Origin of the sequence: Truepera sp. (assembly GCA_032027045.1) — a bacterium.
Taxonomy (GTDB): Bacteria; Deinococcota; Deinococci; order Deinococcales; family Trueperaceae; genus JAAYYF01.
Genome location: JAVSMU010000001.1, coordinates 1,352,396 through 1,371,393 on the forward strand (window position 1 = coordinate 1,352,396; position 18,998 = coordinate 1,371,393).

21 protein-coding genes are annotated in these 18,998 nt (G+C 64.7%); 7 read left to right on the plus strand and 14 right to left on the minus strand.

Features of this window, described 5'->3' with window-relative positions; all coding sequences use genetic code 11:
* The first annotated feature begins 4 nt into the window (after window positions 1-4).
* The gene (locus tag ROY82_06185) at window positions 5-898 is read left to right on the plus strand and encodes a carbon-nitrogen hydrolase family protein (GenBank protein ID MDT3682050.1); all 894 of its coding nucleotides are present in this window, start codon (window positions 5-7) and stop codon (window positions 896-898) included.
* 155 nt (window positions 899-1,053) lie between these two features.
* Here the strand turns inward: ROY82_06185 and ROY82_06190 are convergent, their stop codons facing one another.
* On the minus strand, window positions 1,054-2,046 hold the full coding sequence (locus tag ROY82_06190) for a YihY/virulence factor BrkB family protein (GenBank protein MDT3682051.1): 993 nt from the start codon (window positions 2,044-2,046) through the stop codon (window positions 1,054-1,056).
* A 462-nt stretch (window positions 2,047-2,508) separates the two neighbouring features.
* Between ROY82_06190 and nrfD the strand changes: the two genes are divergently transcribed.
* Window positions 2,509-3,852 carry an NrfD/PsrC family molybdoenzyme membrane anchor subunit gene (gene nrfD / locus ROY82_06195; protein MDT3682052.1) on the plus strand — a complete coding sequence of 448 codons (1,344 nt, stop codon included), beginning with the start codon at window positions 2,509-2,511 and terminating at the stop codon, window positions 3,850-3,852.
* Here the strand turns inward: nrfD and ROY82_06200 are convergent.
* Complete coding sequence (locus ROY82_06200) at window positions 3,849-4,565, minus strand: RNA polymerase sigma factor (protein ID MDT3682053.1); 717 nt, start codon at window positions 4,563-4,565, stop codon at window positions 3,849-3,851. The two genes, nrfD and ROY82_06200, sit on opposite strands and share 4 nt — an antisense overlap.
* Before the next feature lie 68 nt (window positions 4,566-4,633).
* The gene (locus ROY82_06205; GenBank protein MDT3682054.1) at window positions 4,634-5,323 is read right to left on the minus strand and encodes a hypothetical protein; all 690 of its coding nucleotides are present in this window, start codon (window positions 5,321-5,323) and stop codon (window positions 4,634-4,636) included.
* Between the two features lie 430 nt (window positions 5,324-5,753).
* Here ROY82_06205 and ROY82_06210 point away from each other — a divergent pair, with 430 nt between their 5' ends.
* Window positions 5,754-6,125, plus strand: a complete 372-nt coding sequence (locus ROY82_06210; protein MDT3682055.1) for a DUF805 domain-containing protein — start codon at window positions 5,754-5,756, stop codon at window positions 6,123-6,125.
* A 197-nt stretch (window positions 6,126-6,322) separates the two neighbouring features.
* A complete protein-coding gene (locus ROY82_06215) occupies window positions 6,323-6,580 on the plus strand; it encodes a hypothetical protein (protein MDT3682056.1) in 258 nt (85 codons plus the stop codon).
* A gap of 479 nt (window positions 6,581-7,059) precedes the next feature.
* On the opposite strand, the gene ROY82_06220 is transcribed toward ROY82_06215, so the two are convergent.
* The 7 genes from ROY82_06220 to ROY82_06250 all read right to left on the minus strand — a co-directional run bounded on the left by ROY82_06220 (window position 7,060) and on the right by ROY82_06250 (window position 12,665).
* Entirely contained in the window at window positions 7,060-7,329 is a 270-nt protein-coding gene (locus ROY82_06220; GenBank protein MDT3682057.1) for a hypothetical protein, read from the minus strand.
* 127 nt (window positions 7,330-7,456) lie between these two features.
* Complete coding sequence (locus tag ROY82_06225; protein MDT3682058.1) at window positions 7,457-8,899, minus strand: hypothetical protein; 1,443 nt, start codon at window positions 8,897-8,899, stop codon at window positions 7,457-7,459.
* 659 nt (window positions 8,900-9,558) lie between these two features.
* A complete protein-coding gene (locus ROY82_06230) occupies window positions 9,559-10,053 on the minus strand; it encodes an RES family NAD+ phosphorylase (protein ID MDT3682059.1) in 495 nt (164 codons plus the stop codon).
* Window position 10,054: 1 nt separating this feature from the next.
* Entirely contained in the window at window positions 10,055-10,450 is a 396-nt protein-coding gene (locus tag ROY82_06235) for an antitoxin Xre/MbcA/ParS toxin-binding domain-containing protein (GenBank protein ID MDT3682060.1), read from the minus strand.
* Between the two features lie 46 nt (window positions 10,451-10,496).
* Entirely contained in the window at window positions 10,497-11,174 is a 678-nt protein-coding gene (locus tag ROY82_06240; protein MDT3682061.1) for an MBL fold metallo-hydrolase, read from the minus strand.
* A gap of 75 nt (window positions 11,175-11,249) precedes the next feature.
* Window positions 11,250-11,645 carry a type II toxin-antitoxin system HicB family antitoxin gene (locus tag ROY82_06245; protein ID MDT3682062.1) on the minus strand — a complete coding sequence of 132 codons (396 nt, stop codon included), beginning with the start codon at window positions 11,643-11,645 and terminating at the stop codon, window positions 11,250-11,252.
* Window positions 11,646-11,963: 318 nt separating this feature from the next.
* Window positions 11,964-12,665, minus strand: coding sequence for a class I SAM-dependent methyltransferase (locus ROY82_06250; protein MDT3682063.1), 702 nt, complete (start codon window positions 12,663-12,665; stop codon window positions 11,964-11,966).
* A 349-nt stretch (window positions 12,666-13,014) separates the two neighbouring features.
* Between ROY82_06250 and ROY82_06255 the strand changes: the two genes are divergently transcribed.
* Window positions 13,015-14,424 carry an MmgE/PrpD family protein gene (locus ROY82_06255; protein ID MDT3682064.1) on the plus strand — a complete coding sequence of 470 codons (1,410 nt, stop codon included), beginning with the start codon at window positions 13,015-13,017 and terminating at the stop codon, window positions 14,422-14,424.
* A gap of 28 nt (window positions 14,425-14,452) precedes the next feature.
* Window positions 14,453-15,268, plus strand: coding sequence for a phosphosulfolactate synthase (locus ROY82_06260; GenBank protein MDT3682065.1), 816 nt, complete (start codon window positions 14,453-14,455; stop codon window positions 15,266-15,268).
* Between the two features lie 106 nt (window positions 15,269-15,374).
* Here ROY82_06260 and ROY82_06265 read toward each other — a convergent pair whose 3' ends face one another.
* On the minus strand, window positions 15,375-15,872 hold the full coding sequence (locus ROY82_06265) for a class I SAM-dependent methyltransferase (protein MDT3682066.1): 498 nt from the start codon (window positions 15,870-15,872) through the stop codon (window positions 15,375-15,377).
* Window positions 15,873-15,990: 118 nt separating this feature from the next.
* On the opposite strand from ROY82_06265, the gene ROY82_06270 reads away from it, so the two are divergent.
* Window positions 15,991-16,368, plus strand: coding sequence for a DUF1801 domain-containing protein (locus ROY82_06270; GenBank protein ID MDT3682067.1), 378 nt, complete (start codon window positions 15,991-15,993; stop codon window positions 16,366-16,368).
* A gap of 98 nt (window positions 16,369-16,466) precedes the next feature.
* Here ROY82_06270 and ROY82_06275 read toward each other — a convergent pair whose 3' ends face one another.
* From ROY82_06275 to ROY82_06285, 3 genes are all read right to left on the minus strand, one after another.
* Window positions 16,467-17,666: an MFS transporter gene (locus tag ROY82_06275; GenBank protein MDT3682068.1), complete on the minus strand. Its 1,200-nt coding sequence runs from the start codon at window positions 17,664-17,666 to the stop codon at window positions 16,467-16,469.
* A gap of 65 nt (window positions 17,667-17,731) precedes the next feature.
* The gene (locus ROY82_06280; protein ID MDT3682069.1) at window positions 17,732-18,490 is read right to left on the minus strand and encodes a 3-hydroxybutyrate dehydrogenase; all 759 of its coding nucleotides are present in this window, start codon (window positions 18,488-18,490) and stop codon (window positions 17,732-17,734) included.
* A 59-nt stretch (window positions 18,491-18,549) separates the two neighbouring features.
* Window positions 18,550-18,933, minus strand: coding sequence for a hypothetical protein (locus tag ROY82_06285; GenBank protein ID MDT3682070.1), 384 nt, complete (start codon window positions 18,931-18,933; stop codon window positions 18,550-18,552).
* Between the last annotated feature and the right edge of the window lie 65 nt (window positions 18,934-18,998).

Here is an 18,998-nt window from a genome sequence, read left to right on the forward strand (position 1 = left end):
GTAGATGAGTCGTCCGTTCGGCTTGGCTGCCGTGCAGATGGCCGTCGAGCCCTGGGACCCCAAGGCGACGGCCAAGAAGATGTCCGTAGTGGCTCACCAGATCGCCTACGCGTTCCCGTGGGTCGACATGATCGTCTACCCCGAACTGACGCTCTCCGCGGCCGCGCAGTTCGGGCGTCCCCCTACCCCTAGAGAGATGTCAGCGTGCCGGGCCGACATCCCGGGGGCCCTCACGGACGACCTGTGCCAACTGGCCAAGCGGCTCGGCCGCTGGCTGGTGCCGGGCTCCCTGTACGAGACCGACGGTGACGCCGTCTACAACACGGCCGTGGCCATCTCGCCGGACGGCGAGATCGTGGCTCGTTACCGCAAGATCTTCCCGTGGTACCCGTACGAGACGGAGTCCACGCCGGGCAACGAGTACACGGTCTTCGACGTGCCGAACGTGGGCCGCTTCGGCCTCTCGATCTGCTACGACATGTGGTTCCCCGAGACGGTCAGGACACTGGCCTGGATGGGGGCCGAGGTCATCCTCCACCCCACGCTGACCACCACCCAGGACCGCGAGCTAGAGACGGTGCTGAGCCGGGCCCACGCGATCACCAACCAGGTCTTCTTCCTCGATGTGAACGCCGTGGGTTCATGGGGTGGCGGCAGGTCGTCACTCGTCCACCCGGACGGCCACGTGCTCCACCACGCAGGTGAGGGCGAGGCGTTCTTCGTTCAGCACATCGACCTGGACGACGTCAAACGGACGCGAGAGGTAGGCACCCTCGGAGTCACGCAGACCTGGAAACAGCTGCGCGACCACGGCATGCGTTTCCCGCCGTACCAGGCGGGGTACGAGCAGGGTGCGGTGTTCGACGAACTTGGGGAGTTGAAGATCCCCTCTCGCTGACTAAGCCACTGGCCAGCAAGTGCAGTAGTGCTCCTACAGCGCGTCAGCGCGACGGCACGTCGCCATGACGCCGCGACGGCACGTCGACACGACGACGCGACGGCACGAAGGCGCCAAGGCACGACGGCGACGGTGCGACGGTGAAGCTAGCCCCTTCAGCCGCCCCGACCATGGCCCTTGGGCGCGGGTGGGCCGTCCTCACCGACGCCGACTCCCTCGTCGCGGGCACCAACGGCGATCCAGGAAGCGGCAATCAGGATGATCTGCGAGACGAGGTTGAACCAGATCATCAGGCCGACGATGGCTGCGAAAGAGGCGATTAGCGGGTTGCGGCCGGCGCCTATGAACAGGCGTCCGCCGAGGATCTTGAGCACGGCCAGGCCCGCGGCGCCGATGAGGACACCACCGATCAGACGCCTGGAGGAGATGCGGATGCCGGCTAGGACCCGGAACAGCGTGGCGAGTGCGGCCGCGTCGAAGAGGAACATCACCAAGAGGCCGACCACGCGCGCCGCGAATTCGGCGATGGACGAATCGAGGTAATTGCGGAACAGGCCTAGCGCCTGCGTAGCGACCAACGTCAGGCCGGCCGACACCAGGATCGCCAGGCCGAACCCCACGGCGAGTCCGACGTCTTTCAGCCTCAGGACGAGCGGATTCGCCTGCTGCCTGGGTAGGTTGAAGATCGTGCGTATGGCGGCACGGCTTGAGGCCAGCCACCCGAGTGCGGTGAGTAACAGCCCGACCAAGGCAACGGCCCCCGTCCAACTCAGCACTCGCCCCTCGAGCAGGACGCTGCGCCTGATGACACCAACGCCGGAGCCGGTGTCGATCAGGCCAGGCACGGCGCGGTCGATGAACTGGAACACGGCGTCCCGCAGCGCCGGTTGGGCCTCGAGAAGTAGGCCGCCGACCGAGAAGCCGATCCATAGGGAAGCGAAGGCCCCGAAGATGGCATGAAACGAGAGCCCTGCAGCCAAGAGTGGTCCTCTGTTCTGGCTGTAGTTCTGCAGCACGCGCACGGGTTTTAGCCGCCGTGCCTTGGCCAACCAAGGTGCGGCCCAGCCCGTTGTGCCGCCAGACCGGCCGCCCGCGTCGGCCTCACCCCTGGGCAGATCGGCCTCGTGTTTCCGCGGGTCATGGGCCATGGGCGCAGGGTACACGGCCGGCGGGCGCCGAACTCCTGGCAGCGCGCACGTCGGCGTGTAGGTGTGAGCGCAGTAGTCGACGCCCAGTTGGTTCTCCTTGCAGCGCGCACGTCGGCGTGTAAGGCCTACTGAACATCGAAGTACGCGGCTTGGTTCGTCGCCCTGCTAAGGACCTTTTGCGGGGCGAGTGGCCCGAATCCCCACCTGCACCTTCTGAACCCGCCGGCGTCAATATCATTGAAGACCATGGCGCGGTTGAGCCGGGGGGAAGCTCTCTTAACGGGTAAGGCGACAAGGCTGGGGCAGGAAACGCGGCAGGAATCCGAAGCGCGGCAGGCATCCGACGCGCGGCGGTGGCCTGAAGGTGCGCAGGCATCTGCCTCGCGGCAGTGGCCTGAAGCAGCGCAGGGATCCCAAGCGCGGCAGCGCCAGCAACTCACGCCCGTCCTCGAGGCGGGGCCGGTGTTAGGAGCGGAACTCGGCTACCGCGACATAGACGACCTGATCGACGGGCCGGTCCTCGATCCTCGCACCCCACGGTGGTGGTTCATCGGCATCGCCATCTCGGGCAGCCTGCTGGTACTCTTCCTGGTCGCCGTCGTCCAGACCATCACGGTCGGCGTCGGCTCCTTCGGCGACACCATCCCCTCTGCCTGGGGCTTCCCGATCATCAACCTGGTGTGGTGGATCGGCATCGCGCACGCCGGCACCCTCATCTCGGCCATCTTGCTACTCACGCGCCAGGAGTGGCGCAGCTCGATCAACCGCTTCGCGGAGGCGATGACGCTGTTCGCCGTAACGTGTGCGGGCATCTATCCGATCCTCCACATGGGTCGGCCCTGGGCGTTCTACTGGCTTGCGCCGTACCCGGATACCTTCGGGCTCTTCCCTCAGTTCCGCAGTCCGTTGGCTTGGGACTTCTTCGCCATTCCGACCTACGCCATCGTTTCGGCGCTCTTCTGGTACGTCGGCCTATTGCCGGACGTGGCAACGCTGCGCGATAGGGCCAGGTCGAACACCGCCAGGCTTGCCTACGGTCTCCTGTCGCTCGGTTGGTGCGGCTCGGCGAAACACTGGCAGCGCTACCGGCGCTCTTACCTCCTCTTGGCCGCCATCGGCACGGCCCTGGTGGTGTCGGTGGAAAGTACCGTCAACTTCGACTTCTCGTTCGCCGGCGTGCCCGGGTGGCACAACACGGCCGGGCCGCTCTACTTCGTTGCGGGCGCGATGTTCACGGGCTTCGCCATGGTCCTCATCCTCGCCATCCCGATCCGCCGCGCTTTCGGTCTCCAACAGGTCATAACCAGCACCCACCTGAACAACTGCGCCAAGCTGATGCTCGCTCTTGGCCTGGTCGTCGTATACGGCCACGCCCTGGAGTTCTTCGACGCGGCTTACAGCGGGAGTGCCGCAGAGCAGTTCGTTGCCGCCAGTCGCGTGAGTGGGCCGTACGGCTTCGCCTTCTGGCTGGCCCTGCTGGCCTTCGTCGCCATCCAGCCACTCTGGTTCCGCCGCTTCCGGACGCAGCCAGGTGTCCTCCTCGTCATCTCGATAATCGTGCTCGTGGGTATGTGGTTCGACAGCTTCATGATCATCGTGGGCAGCCTCAGCCGCGACTATCTGCCGTCTTCGTGGCACATCTACGTGCCCACGTTCTGGGACTACGCGCTCTTCGCGGGCTCGTTCGGCCTGTTCTTCACGCTGTACCTCGTGTTCCTGCGCTTCTTGCCGGTCGTGAACCTGAGCGAGGTCAAGTCTTTGCTACACTATCGTCGTAGGTCCGCGGCAGAGCCCGATCGGCTCTAGGCTCCAGCTTGCGCGAGCCGGCGGCGTAGCTCGATGACGGTCTTGACGATGCGGTCGCACCTCTCGCCGTCGAACGCGAATGCGCCGTTCAGGCCGACGTCCAACGTGCCCGCGAGGCTCGTTCGGAGAAGCTTGCGAGCGCGGAAGGCGCGGGTGCGCACCGTGCCCACCGGTATCCCGAGGGCCTCGGCGACGTCCCTGGCGCTGAGCCCCTCCACCTCCCTCAGCATGAAGACGGTGCGGAACTCATCGGGTAGTAAGTCGATCTGCTGCTCGATGAGGCCGCGAACCTGGGCTCGCTGGGCCGACTGCTCCGGGCCATCACCGGGTTCATCGGCCAGCGCCAACTGCATCTTCGGATCCTTTGAAGTCATGACATCTTCCAGGGGGATGGTGCGCACTTTGGCGCGGCGCAGCCGGCCCAAAGCCTCGTTGGTGACGATCCGCACCAGCCAGGTCGAGAGTTTGCTTTCCGCTCGGAACGAGTCTAGCGCCAACCAGGCGCGCAAGAACGCATCCTGGACAGCCTCCTCGGCCCCCTCGTCGCTCTTGAGGATGCTGCGGGCCGTGCGGAACAATAGTTGGTTATGGCGGCGCATGATCGTCTCGAACGCTGCCTCATCACCTGAAGCGGCGCGCGCGACGAGCTCCGCTTCAGGCTCTTCCGTGACGACAGGGGTTCGCAAGGCTTGCGTCTGAGAAACGATGGGCATGGCCTCCATCCGAGCCTTGTTGCCACTCCAGCCCAGGCTCCGCGGTAGAACGGTACTCGCCCCCATTATCAGCCCAGGAACCTCTCCGGAAACGCCGCGATGAGACCGTTCGTCAACGCGTCGGCCAGCATCATCATGTGCGCTTCGGCCTTGCCGTACTCGGCGATCCCCTCCGCGTAACGGCCCTCGAGCAGTGCCGTGGCGTAGACGAGTGTGGTGTCGATATGACCCTTGAGCATCTCACGCACGGTCGCCTGCGGCCAGTACGAGTTCGCTCCCGCCAGGAAGTCCGCGATCTCCTGAGCGTTGGCGTAAGCCACGGCGATGGCCGCGTCGGTTGCCGCCGCGTCTCCCGCCTTGGCCGCCTTCACTACTTCGACGGCGGCGCCTATGTGCGCCTGCAGCAGGTCGGTCAGGGAAGCGCCGGCATCTTCGCCGTAGAACGGCTTTATGGCGTTACCGATATCCACCTGGTTGTTCATCAGCCGCTCCGCCGTGGCCTCGAACGACGGCGACTCCGTCGCGAACGCAGTAACCGCGGCAAACGTCCACTCCATATGCTGCGCCCACAGTTCTCGCATGGCGTTGTTGAGCGAGAGCGCGCTGGCGCTGCCTATGACCGGGCTGGCATCAGCAGGATGATCGTTGTGAGCAAGGGCATGAGGGGCGCCGAACGCAAGAAAGAGGACGGCGACCGCTACGGCCGAGATGGCTAGGAACCGAGCGGGGAACCGCTCTAGGGTGAAAGTACGCAACACGACAACCTCCAGGGTCTAGGAATGACCAGTGAACGAAACTCCTGCACGAGGCCCTGATGCCTCGTTGCCGCTCGCTCTATTCCGTTAGATGCACCGAGCGGCCGAAGCGTTCCCGGAGGACGAAGGGGCGGGTGCGGGTAACATTGTCTACCCGCTCAGCAGCGCACGGTTTGCTCCGTTGAACGTCGGCCAGGTGGGCTGGAGGGGAGGTAACCGGTGCAGCCACGTGAAACGTGAGGCGCCGCATGTTCTCCGGAGTTGACCGGACCTCTATGTCTGATATCTTCGCTTACCACCGTTGTGTGCTCCGAACGCGAAATTGCACCGCCGATCAACGGCAAGATGAACTAACACACATGAGCAAGCTATGTAAGAAGACCGTCATCATGCTTCGCTACCATGGTCGCAAGATAGCGTTACGGAGGGCACGATGGACACTTTCAATCCTTTCAGGTTCGATGGCAGGATCGGGCGGCTTCAGTACTTCGGTTTCGGTGTGATCTGGGGCGTGATCTTCTTCGTCATCTCATTGTTCATTGGTATCGGGGCTGACGATTATGGGAATGTCGGCGCCGGCGGTTCACTCGCTATCGTTGGACTACTGCTCACCTATTCCATTGCCGTAGTCAGCTACGGCGTCCGGCGGTTGCACGACTTCGATAAGAGTGGCTGGTGGTACCTGCTGACGTTCGTGCCGCTCGCGAACGCCGTGATGGCGTTGGTCCTGTTGTTCGCTCCTGGAACCCCGGGGGAGAACCGCTACGGTTATCGGGACACCGAGCGGGCAGCTTCGACCGTTTGACCGGAGATCTGAAGGCCCGCAAGTGCCTGGACGTGAACCGCTTGAAGGGCGAACTCGACGACAGCAGTCTTCGGACTCGCCGGCGCCCGCTAGAGCAACTCTTCGACGTCGCCGACCAATAGCAACTCCTCCTCGCCGCGGCTTGCGCTGAGACACTGCCTAGCACGGATTGTGTCGTCACTTGATACCGTGTTCACATGGCGAGTTCGTCCGGCCGCGTCAATATCGTCTTGGACGCTGAATACGCTGAGAAACTGCGCATTCTGGCGGCCAGAACTCACGTCAGCCCGGGCACGTTGGCGCGGGCTCTGCTCTCGTCGGCCCTGGACGAGGCAGATCCGTCGCCGCGAAACGTCTCCGCGTTGCTGGATGACATCGACGGCGCGTTCGCCAAAGCTCAAGCCGGCTTGGAAGACGTAGCGAAGGGGCGCATGGTCCCGCTCAGTGAGATCTAGGACTAGGACCTGTGTCAAACCGGTCTTGAGGCCGGTGGCCTAAAGTCCGCTCACTCGTACAGGCTTGGTTTCCCGTGGCGACACAGTGCCGTTCCCAACTTGCCCAAAGTCGTTTTCTCCCCAGCCCCACAGACTGCCGTCCTCCAGCAAAGCCAACGAATGGCCATAGCTGGTGTCATGCTCACGACGTTCGATATTCCGATAATCGGCGCCGGCCGGTACCGATCGGCAAGGTCTTCATCGGCCAACTGCCCCCAGTTGTTCCTTCCACAGGCCTGTACGGTGCCGTCCGTCAGTACCGCCAAGGCGTGGTACCAACCAGAAGCGACGCTCTTCACATTCGACAACCCTGGAACCGGCTCCGATTCGTGCCCGTACCTTCGCGAGAAGAAGTATGGTCGGCCTCGACTCAACTCTTAAGCATGGCACCGCGAAGGACAGCGGTGGAACCTGAACTATCGCCGGTGAGAGCCACAGCGTCATCCATTAGCGGCCTCGCTAACGACCTCAGCCAAAGACCGATCTTCCGACCTCACTGGCCGCTGCAGCATGATGTAGAACTGCTCCCTACCGAAGATCGCCTCAGCGTCGAAGTTGACCATGTTGAACCCCGCGGCCCCAAGCACCTCCAACACGCGGAAGAAGCTCCGCCCACGCTTTATGTCGACCTCATTCACGTACCCATGATCGACCTGAGCATGGCTCTCGCCCTTCAGGAATCCGATCCGTACCAGAACGAACTCGTTCACTCGACAACTCCTCCTTGACCAAGACTGGCCTTTTCCACCAGGCTACCGGAGTTGCGGCGATCGGCGGGACTCGTTCAGAAGATGAGCGGGTGCAAAGAGCCCGGCGTCACGATGGACGCCCTGTTCTTTACATACCCGCCGGCCCGGCCCGCCGGTACGCGAGTCGTACCTCTTCACCGCGTGAGTTCTTACCGCTCGTCGTGAACGTATCGGGAGTCTGAAACGTGACTCGGAACGTGCGGATGATGTCCTCCGGCTTCGCGGGCTGGCAGCTACCCCGCACGCACATCTGGGGCGAGTGGTTCGTCACCTGCAACAGAACCATGCCCTCCGGCGAGACGGTGAAAGTCCCCTCGTATAACGCCACCGGCTTGCCATCTTGGGAGAAGTCGTGGCGCCACGAGCCGTTCGCTCCGAAGGTAGAGAACACCGTGAACGTCAGGCTGGCATCGATCTTCTGTTCGGCCTGCCACACCCCCGTTAGGTTCGAGGCCGACACCGGTGCGGTCGGCGCACCTCCTCCTAGCGGATTTGCCCCCGGCACCGGCGGGAAACCACCACCGGCAGGCGGCACCGGCGGGAAACCACCACCAGCTGGCGGCGGCGGGAAACCACCACCGGTAGGCGGCATCGGCGGGAACCCACCACCAGCTGGCGGCGGCGGGAAGCCGTCCCCAGCTGGCGGCGCCATCGGCGGCACCGCACTCGGAACGCCGAATCCCGGGACCTGCGAGCTGCCGCCGGCAGCCGCGCTTCGGCGGTACACCGTCTGCTCGCCCGATTGAGTATCCGTGGCCACGATCGTGTCGGCGTCCTGAAAGTACACCTGATCAGCCCCGCTGCTATCGGCCATCAGGTTGTCCTGGCACTGACCTCTGAAACAGACTTGGGGAGAGCGACTCGTCTCCTGGTACTGCAAGACCCCGTCTTGCGAGAAGGTGTAGGGCCCGCCGAAGTACGCGAGTGGTTGTCCCTCCGCCACGAAGTCCACCCGCCAAGTGCCGCTGGCGTCTAGCTTGAGTTCGATCGTGAACGGCGTACCGTCATCGAACTGGTCTTCGGTTCGCCAAGTGCCCGTTATGTCACCCTGCTGTTGCCCAAGCGGCCCGGGCATCGCCTGCTGGGGCGGGGCAGCTGGTTGCGGCAAACCCCCACCTCCTCCGGGCATCCCAGGTTGGTTGGCGTCCGGAGGCGCGGGCGGGTAAGGTACCCCGCCTCCCGCCGGAGGAGTTTGTATGCGGTGAGCCTGGTACTGCTCATACGAGCCTTGTTGCGGCTGACCCGTTGCATCGACCTGGAACAGCCAGATGAGGAGTGTGGTGTCGTCCGGCTGAAGCTGAGCCGCGAAGCCGTGCACCTCTCCGTCCAGGAAGAATGTGCCCTGGGCGTTCCGCTGGTCGCTGACGATATTGAGCGGCAAGGGCGCGGCCTGACCCTGCAACACTCCCGTAAGCCGGCCGTCAGCTTGTTGTTCGAAGATCACCCGGAAACCGATCTCCGTCTCCTGCCATGCACCGACGAGCGGATGTTGTGCCGCCGCAGCAAGCGGCAACGCCAGGATGGCTAGCAATATGAGCGTCCTACCAGGGGTCGTGCGCATGGTCGCCTCCTGCCCTACAGATAAGGCGAGAGCCCTTAAACCTGAGTTAAATCAGGTTTAGCACCATCGCTGGTTGCAGCTTCTACCGGAGCCGCACCCAACTCGCTAATGGCATGCGGTTGGCCGCGTCCGAACACGTGCTCGGACGCTTACCCGAAGCGCAATTCGTCGGCCAACCGCTGCGCGTACCCCGGCTCGATCCACCACGACACCGCCACTTCCCACGCCAAACGTGCCCTCTCGACCCGGATTCGCTTCACGCGGCCGTCCAGGCCCGAGAGTGGCACCTCATCCAAGAGGGCAACGTCAGCCCGCCCGCTAGCAACTCACCACTCCTGCTAGGCACGAAGCCTGGCACCACGAAGCCCATCCTCCGGGCGACACCCTGCACCGCTCCAAGCCAGTTGATCGCTTCGCTGCTACGGGGGCCCCGTTTGGCTACTAGCTTCTCACCGTCGCGCTCGACCAGTAAGGAGCCGTTTCGGTTCCCGCCGACAAGTTGTCTGATGATGCGACAGTCGCCCCATGGCCGCAGTCGGTGCTCCCAGGAGCCTGACGGGTTCACGCGCCTCAAGGTACGTGCCTTCTCGAACACCGCCGGCCCAAGCCGGCCCTGACGGCTGTAACACCTATGGCTGACGCCCACCCGTCAACCTGGCATCCAGCCGCACCCGCTCCTGCCTGATGACCTCGAGGCGTTCGGCCTTCGGATGTAGCGGGTTTATCAGCACGTTCAAGTCATAAGGCATCACGAAGCTGGGCGCGAGTAACGCCAGGCTCCGTTTCTCGCGTAACCACGCCGTGCCGTACTCACGCGTGAGAAGCTCGGGGTCGTCACCGGGGGCGTCTTCGCGAAGCCGCAGGAGCTGTTCCGCCGACACCGTCTCGACGTCGTCCGGCAGATCGATCTCGATAAGCGTGCGCTCGCCGAAGTCGCTGGGCTGAACCAAGTGGGCAATCGTCTCGAGCGCGGCCAGGCTGGCGTTGGCCGCCGCGTATAGCACGGGGTGGCCCGGTTCGTTCCAGCGGTTGGCGGCAACCCGGCCGCCCGCCCCGTCGAGCGGATCGAAGCCCGGCGCCCGGGCGTAAGGGGCACTATGCGGGTAAATCCGCCACGCCCGCAAGCTAGTAGGTTCCGTACTCGATCTGCAGCAGCTTGTTCTTGACTCGCTCGTAGCCCTTGACGGTCTCGAGCAGGTCGATGGGACGCTCGCCGCCCAGCGAGAGAACGGGCGAGGTGAGCCACTCGCGCGCCTTGGCTTCGCTGCCGAGCACGCGTTCGCCCAGGTCGAGCAGGGAGTCGAGCATCTCGACCTTGGCCGACTCAGCGTCCTCGAGCCTGCCCCTTTGGGCCCGGCGCTGGTAGGTGCGGAAGCTGACGCCGATGTACTCGGCCATCTGCTCGTTGGTGGCGCCCAGGCGCTCGCGGACGCTCTCCGAGAACTCGAACGGCCGCTCGGCGAAGACGGTGGTCGCCCGCTTCGCCGCCGCGCTTCGTTGCCCGCTTGTGATGCTCGTCATGATCGTCGCCCGCCTCCCTTCCGTCAATGTGACGCATCATTATACGTCACTCTTGCACCGTAAACTCGGAGCGCCCGTCCAGCAACGCGCTGCCGCCATGGCTCGTCTCCACGCGCGACGGTTCGAGGCGCTCCAGGATCCGTTCGCTACGCGCCGCCTGGCCACGGTCGACGGAGTACAAGTGCCCCAGGTGATGAAGTTCGCCCTTCCGCGCTTTGAACAGGTCTCCTGCGAGCAACACGCCGTCCTGCTCGTGCTGGTACACGACGTGACCGGGTGTGTGCCCGGGCGCCAGCCACGGCGTCAGGCCGCCGAGAGGTTCGAGTGTCCCATCCGCGCGCTCGAGCAACGCCCGCGCGAGTCCCTTGTGGGAAGGCTGAAATAGGCGGCTTATGCGCGGGTAGGCGCGCTCCCCTTCCAGGAAAGGCAGCTCGAGGCGGTGCGCGTATACGGGCACGTGCCACTCACGCGCGATCAGCGGTGCGCCGCCGGCATGATCCGGGTGCCCGTGCGTCAGCAGGACGCGCTGCAAAGGGCCCGCCTCAACCGCCTCGACGGCCGTTAGCAGGTCGTGGGCCATGAACCAGAACCCGCTGTCGACCAGGGTGAGTCCGCCCGCGTCAGCCACGAGCCACACGTGCACGGCGGTGAACCGCGACAACCGCACCTGCCAGATGTGCGGCGATATCTTCTCGAGCCTCGTTGGCCACGTCGTCAACGGCATTCCCTAGAGCGTAATCGTCAAACGCGGCTTCGGACGTTCCGAACTGCCTTAAGAAACGCAAGACCGAGGATAGGGTCAAGCCGGGCAGGAACAACGCGCCCACGTCGAGTTGACGCTGGCGGCAGCATCTGACCACGAAAGTTCGAGGTACTCGTCGAGCGCCTCGTTGACGACCTGGTTCAGCGACTTGTCGTGGGTCATGGGGTAGACCGACGCGCGTCGATGATGCTCTTGGCCAACGCGAACGTTGAACGTACCCTTGAAGGGCTCGTCGGGCATCGTCCCAAGTTCTCGGCAAGTGGCGAGGTAATCGTCTACAGCTTCCTCGAAGGCTCCCTCGAGCGTCGCAACATCCGTACCTTCAAACGTGATCAGGCTGCGCACATGTTCGATCTTCCCGTAGAACAGGTGATCTTCGGCGCTGTATTGCACCGACCCGAGATAGCCTTTGTGCTCCATCATGTTCCTCATATCAATCCCTCCCTCGTAAGCGTGTCGAGTACAAGTTCGACTTGGTAGGCCTTCAGCTCATTGCCAGGATGTGGCTTGTGACGGCTGATCATCCCGGCGGCCTCGTGCATGAATCGCCACCTCGAGCCCCCTGTCTTGCCGCGCTTGATTTCGCTGTACCCAAGTCCCTTGAGCAGCGTCTCCACCTCGTTCCACGTGAGCTCACCACGAGGTTGTCCTTTACCGTTCTTAGCCCAACTCGCTTTCTTACTCGTCGACGGGAAACTCGCGCCTGTTCTCGCAAGAGCCAGATACTAACGACCCGATTAGGATTCACGCTCACTCGCGCAAGTAAAGGGCGTTCAACGTGAAGTGGTAGCCGCGCGCCGTCTTCACGTGCACACGTTCGGTCGGGAGAAGCGTCTTCAGGCCGTGGCGCGCGAAGTCCGCGTCCAGATCTTCGGGTTTGGGCAGCGTCATGCGGCGGTCCTCGGAGCCGTAACCCTGCCACACGTCACGCTCTCCCGGCACGGGCGTCAGCGGACGGCCGGCGGGCTGGGAACCGGGCCCGAAGTTGGCTACCAGGCAGAGGCCGCCGACCCGGAGCACGCGAGCCGCTTCGGCCAGCGTGGCATGCCACTCCGCGGAATCCTGTGCGTCCTGGAACACGCCTAGTGCCAGGACCAGGTCGAAACTGGCGTCCGCTTCAGGGCGCAGGTCACGCATCTCGCCGACGCGGACGCGCCGTGTGGCCTCCTGCGTGCCTAGCACCTCGCTCAAGAGTTCGCGCGTCTTCGCCACCATGGCCGCTGACGCGTCGACGGCCCAGACGTCGGCGCCCCAGCGCGCTAGCCACACTGTGTTGCGGCCGCCGGCGCAACCGATGTCCAGAACGCGTGGCGAGGCCGGCGGGGCCCACTCCCTAAGGACGTCGGCGTAAGGCCCCTCGCCCGCGAACAGGGCCAGCAGTCTACGGTCGGGCGGCCGTGCAGCGAAGCGCTCGACGACCTCGGCGCTCTCCCACATGGATGCCGGGTTCATGAGGAACATTGTGGCACCGCCCGTCAGATCGACCCGTGACGGTGCGGGTGTCGAGCGCTTGGGCGACGAGTCAAGCGGCGGCCTTCAGCCATCGGCTTACCCCTAACACGATCAGTCCCTGCCCAACCAGGTAGGTCAGCGTGATGAGCGAGTCCGGCAAGCGGACGACAGGATGGCCCGCCACGACCGGGTCGGTTGCATTCGCTGGATAGCATTATCGCGCTTAGGTCGTGCGGACTAGCGCGAGATCGCGTTGCCGGCCGAGCAGGCCGAGGGGTCCTATACCAACGTGAAAGCTGAGCATGCAATTCCTGTAGACCGCTCCTACGATGGTCTTGAGGAGGTTTATATGACTCAAGTTCAGCAGCTAGCAACCTTCGTCGGTAAGGCGAATTACCACATGCTTTCGCCTCAAGCCGTTGCACAACTAAAAATCCGTGTCCTAGATAGCCTCGCATGTGCGATCGGTGCACTGGATGGACCGCCGGTGCGCGCCATCGCCGAGATGATCGACGAGTTCGGTGGCAAACCGCTCAGCACACTCATCGGCGGCGGCAAGACCGCCCCCGACCGGGCCGCGCTCTATAACGGCGCCCTGGTGCGCTACCTCGACTTCAACGACAGCTTCCTGGCGCCGGGTGAAACGTGCCACCCGAGCGACAACGTCGCGCCGGTGCTGGCGGCCGCCGAGTACGCGGGCGCGAGCAGCAAGCAGTTCCTGACGGCCCTGGCCGTCGCGTATCAGGTGCAGACCCGCTTGTCCGAAGTGGCGCCGGTGCGCGACAAGGGCTTCGACCATACTGTCCAGGGTTCCTACGCCGCGGCAGCGGGCGTGGCCAAGGCGCTCGGGTTGGACGACGCCAGGACGGCCAACGCCATCGCCATAGCCGGCACCGCCCTCAACGCCCTGCGCGTAACGCGCACCGGGGCGCTGTCGAACTGGAAGGGCCTGGCGTACCCGCACACCGCGTTCGGCGCCACTCACGCGGCCTTCCTGGCGGCCCACGGCATCACCGGCCCCGCCGAGGTGTTCGAGGGCAACAAGGGCTTCATGGACTCCATCAGTGGGCCGTTCGAGATCGATTGGTCCAAGGAAGACCTCGAGATGGTGACGCGCACCATCATCAAGAAGTACAACGCCGAGATCCACTCCCAGGCGGCCATCGAGGGCGCCCTGGAGCTCAAGGAGAAGCACGGCTTCACGGCCGATCAGGTCGAGCGCATTGACATCGACATCTTCGACGTCGCCTTCAACATCATCGGCGGCGGCGAGGAGGGCGACAAGACCATCGTTCGCAACAAGGAAGAGGCTGACCACAGCCTGCAGTACATGGTGGCAGCGGCGCTGCTCGACGATCAGGTGCTGCCACCGCAGTACGCGCCCGAACGCATCGTCGCCGACGACGTGCAGCAGCTCCTCCACCGCGTGAAGGTGCGGGCGACTGATGAAATGAGCAAGCGCTTCCCCGCCGAACACGCCTGTAAGGTAACGATCCACCTCACGGATGGGCGCCACTTCGTGGTCGACAAGCACGACTACGAGGGCTTCACCACCAACCCGATGAGTTGGGACACCGTGCGCAACAAGTTCGACTACCTGAGCGCGCCCCACGCCGGCCAGGAGCTGCGTGACGCCATCGCGGCGGCAGTCTTCGACCTCGAGAACGTGCCGCTTCCCGACCTGATGAAGCTTCTCGCGAGAGTCGGCGCCATCACCAACCGTAACGAGCGGCCGGCAGAGCCTGCCGCCGCCCGCTGAGGACGAACGGAAGAACGAGGAGACCAGTATGAACAGCAACTTCGCATTCCTCAACATGAACGAGCGCTCCGGCAAGCCACGCACCACCGGCCTCACCGAGATCCGCGGGGCGTACTACAGCCCCATGGGCAAGCGCTACCTGGCCGACGTGCTGGAGACCATGCACCCCTACGTCGACTCGCTCAAGTTCGCGGGCGGGTCGTTCACCCTCTACCCCGACCAGGCCCTCGCGGACGTCGTCAAGACCGCCCATGACCATGACGTCATGGTCTCGACAGGCGGCTTCATGGAGTACGTGCTAACCCAGGGGAACGACGCGGTGGACGCGTACATCAAGGCGTGCAAGAAGGTGGGCTTCGACATCATCGAACTCTCCACCGGCTTCATAACGCTGCCGACCGACGACTGGCTGCGCCTGGTCGAGAAGGTACAGAAGGCCGGGCTCAAGGCCAAGCCGGAGGTGGGCGTCCTGTTCGGCGCCGGCGGTGACACGCCGGAAGAACAGATGGAGGAGAACCTCCAGGACCCCGAATGGGCCATCAGCCAAGCCGAGCGCTTCATCGACGCGGGCGCCTACCTCATCATGATCGAGTCGGAGGGCATCACCGAGAACGTCACCCGGTGGCGCACCGACGTGGTGGCCAAGGTCATCAACCGCCTGGGCCTCGAGAAGGTGATGTTCGAGGCCGCCGACCCGCAGGTCTTCGCCTGGTACGTGCAGAACTACGGCCCGGAGGTCAACCTGTTCGTCGACCACAGCCAGATCGTGCAGCTCGAGACGCTGCGGCGCGGCATCTGGGGTACCGACAAGCTGTGGGGGCGGGTCATCACCTACAAGGGTTAGTGGGAGGTCCGATCGGCGGGACCAGTACGAGTTTCGGTTCCGCCATCGGTCGAGTTTCGGCCCTACGCTCGTGCGCACCCGAGGAACCCTCTCGGGTGCGCACTTTTCACTCGCCCTTCAAAGCAACTGCAGCGTATATGTCTTTACGGCCGTAGCGGGACGGGCGCCTCCCCAGAGCCCGCGGCTCGCCCAGGCCGGCCTTTCGCGCTATCTGCGAGAAGCGGCCCGGCGGTACCGGGAACGGCACCCACGGCGTGCCCTTGGTTTCGTCGTACTCCACGAGCAGGAACGAGCCACCGGGGCGCAGCCAGCGGGCTACCTGCCCGACCACTCGCTCCTGGTCGCCAGAGTCCACGAAGTGCAGCGAGTTGGCCATGATGACCCCGTCGAGGTCCGAGAACGGCAGCGGCCGCGTGAAATCGGCAACGATGGGAACGATCCGAGCCCCTGCCGCCGGCGACGCACCCACGGCCGCCGGTAGCTCGGCGGCGACCCTGTCGACGGCGAAGACAACTCCGCCTGCCCCAAGTAGCCGGGCCAGTGCACGTGTGAACGTGCCGGAACCGGCACCCAGGTCGGCCCACGTGCCATGCCTACCGGTCACGCCACCCCCGATCAGCTGTGCCGCGTCCGAGATCTCGATGCCGTCAAGCGTACCCGAGAGCCATTGCAGGCCGAAGCGAACTACAATCGGCCATCTCTACCGGAGGTACGTGACATTGATGGATGCTTCCCGACTGATCGACGAGCGGATCCAGGCCCTGGCCGATTGGCGAGGGGATGCGTTGGCCACGGTCCGGCGCCTGATCCACGAGGCCGACGCTGCCATCACGGAGGACGTCAAGTGGGTCAAACCGAGCAACCCCTTGGGGGTGGCGGTCTGGTCGCACGACGGCCTCGTATGTACCGGCGAGGTCTACAAGGACAAGATCAAGCTGACGTTCGCGCACGGGGCAGCGCTGGCCGACCCACAACGGCTCTTCAACTCCAGCCTCGGCGGTGGCACGCGCCGCGCCATCGACATCCGGCAAGGTGAGGAGTTGAACGCCGAGGCGTTCAAGGCGCTCGTCGGGGCCGCGGTCGCGTACAACGTCGGCTGAGCCGGCTGAAGTTCGATGACCACCGTTCTGCGCTGGCCGCACTTGACCGGCGGTGGACGACCGCGTCCGAGGCGGACCGGTACTTCGCCCCGGTTCCGCTAACCCGCCCGTACCCTGGCATCCGGCAGGAACACGACGAACAGGCCGAGGATCGGCAACCAGGCGCAGACCCGGTACACGAGTTCTATGCCGTGGGTATCGGCAAGCCCCCCTAGTAACGCTGCTGCGATCCCGGCTGCGCCGAAGGCCAAGCCGTAAAGCAGGCCCGAGACCATGCCGACGCCGCCCGGCAACAAGTCTTGGGCATAGACCACGATAGCGGGGAAAGCCGACGCCATGATGACGCCGATGATGACGCTGAGAACGATCGTCCAAGGGAGGTTCACCCATGGCAGCAGCAGGGTGAACGGCAAAGCGCCGAGCACGCTGCCCCACAAGACCAGCTTGCGCCCGTAGCGGTCACCGAGCGGCCCGCCGATAACGGTGCCCACGACCACCGCCGCCATGTAGACGAAGAGCAGTAACTGAGAGTCGCGGATCGTGACGTCGAAGCGCTCGATGAGGAAGAAGGTGTAATAGCTGCCGAGGGCGGCCCCGTATACGGCTTTGGAGAAGGTCAGAATCACTAGGATCAGGACGGATGCCCGGATGCGGCCGCGGCTGGCGCCGGCGAGGACCGCCCGGCTGCGGTTCAGGAGGTTCGCGAGGTGCCCGCGGTACCAGTTACCCACCCTGAACAGTACGAACATGGCCAGCACGGCCACCAGCGAGAACAGGCCGATGCTGCGTTGCCCGAACGGCAGGACGATGAACGCCGCCAACAGCGGGCCCAGTGCGGAACCGAAGTTACCGCCGACCTGGAACACTGATTGGGCCAAGCCCGGCCGCATGCCGGCGGCCATCCTCGCGACCCGTGAGGCTTCCGGGTGAAAGACGGCGGAGCCCAGGCCCACCAGTGCCGCCGCCGTGACGAGCAGCGCGAAGTTGGTGGCCACGGCGAGCAACAGCAGGCCCGTCAGGGTCGAGCCCATGCCGATGGCCATGGAGTAGGGCAATGCGCGGCGGTCGGCGACGATACCGACTACTGGCTGGAGCAACGACGCGGTGGACTGGAAGGTGAGCGTCAGGAGGCCGATCTGCCCGAAGCTGAGCCCGAAGTCGTCTTTCAACATCGGGTAGATGGCAGGCAGCAACGACTGCATGAGGTCGTTCAGGAAGTGCGAGAAGCTGATCGCCGCTATCACGGTGAAGACCGTGGCGGGTATGGCGCTGGTCCTGATGGCGTTATCGGTTGACAACCGGCACTCCAGTCCAAACCTCGGGGCGCGAGCTTCTCGTCGCGCCCCACTCTGCTCTCAGGAATCTACCGCGCCGTCCACCCCAGATCGATACTATGAACGCTCCCCGTCACACCCCACGCGGCTTCCGATACCAGGTAGCTCACGAGGCCCGCAACGTCCTCGGGTTCCAACAGCCGCTTGACCGCCACGTTCTCCAGGAAGACCTTGGCCTCGACCTCTTGGGGCGCGATGTTGCGGGTGCGTGCCTGATCGAGAATCTGTGCCTCCACCAGGGGCGTGCGCACGTATGCCGGCGCAACGACGTTGGCGGTTATGCCGTGCTGGCCGCCCTCCAATGCCGCCACGCGGGCAAGGCCGACCACGCCGTGCTTGGCGGAAACGTACGCTCCCTTGAAGGGGCTGGCCGTCAGGCTGTGCGCGCTGCCCATGTACACCAGGCGGCCGTTGCCGCTGCGTTTGAGCGCCTCCCAGGCGTACTTGGTAAGCAGGAAAGGGCCCGTGAGCATGAGGGCGAGCATGTCGTCCCAGCGGTCCTCCGGAAAGTCGGCAAGGGAGTCGATGTGCTGATACCCGGCGTTGATCACCGCCACGTCCAACGCGCCGGCTGCCTCGACCGTGCCGGCAACCGCGGCGGCGCAACCGGCGCGCGTCGCCAGGTCGGCAACGACGTGACGGCAGCCGAGCCTGCCGGCCACTTCCGCGGCAGCGGCCTCGTTCCGGTCGGCGATCACGACGCTCAGGCCGTCCGCCACCAGCCTCTCGGCACACGCAGCGCCTATGCCGCTCGCCCCGCCCGTCACTAAAGCTGTTCGGTCGGCCATGGTGGGTCGATTTTACGTCCGTTCTCGCGGTGGATGCACGAACCGGTTCCTCACGCCCGTTACCGCCAGCCGCCTCTCTCCAGCCCTTCTCGCACCCCCTTGTGGTCGGCATCGGTGGGTGGCGGGCTCACCACCTGAAAGGTGATCAGGCGCGTAGTCGCCTTGACGCCCCGCGTGTGCCCGGCGGCCATGAAGGCGATGGCGCCCGGTTTCAGTGCCTTGTCGCCGCTCTCGGTGGCCAGCACTCCCTCCCCCTCCAGCACCACCAGCGCGATGTCGACCCCCGGGGCGTGCACGGGGATGAACTGGCCGGCCTCGAAGGCCACGACCATGCCTTGCAGGTGAGCGCCCCGGCCGAAAGGTGTGGCGGTGAAGCCCTCGGCACGGAAGTGGGCGGATTCTGAATAGTGTTGGTGGAAGGTGGCGGCAAGCTCGTTTGTCATGCAGCACGGTAGGCCCACCTCGGGAGCGCCGCAATGACCTGCATCATTTCGGACCATGGGTGCGG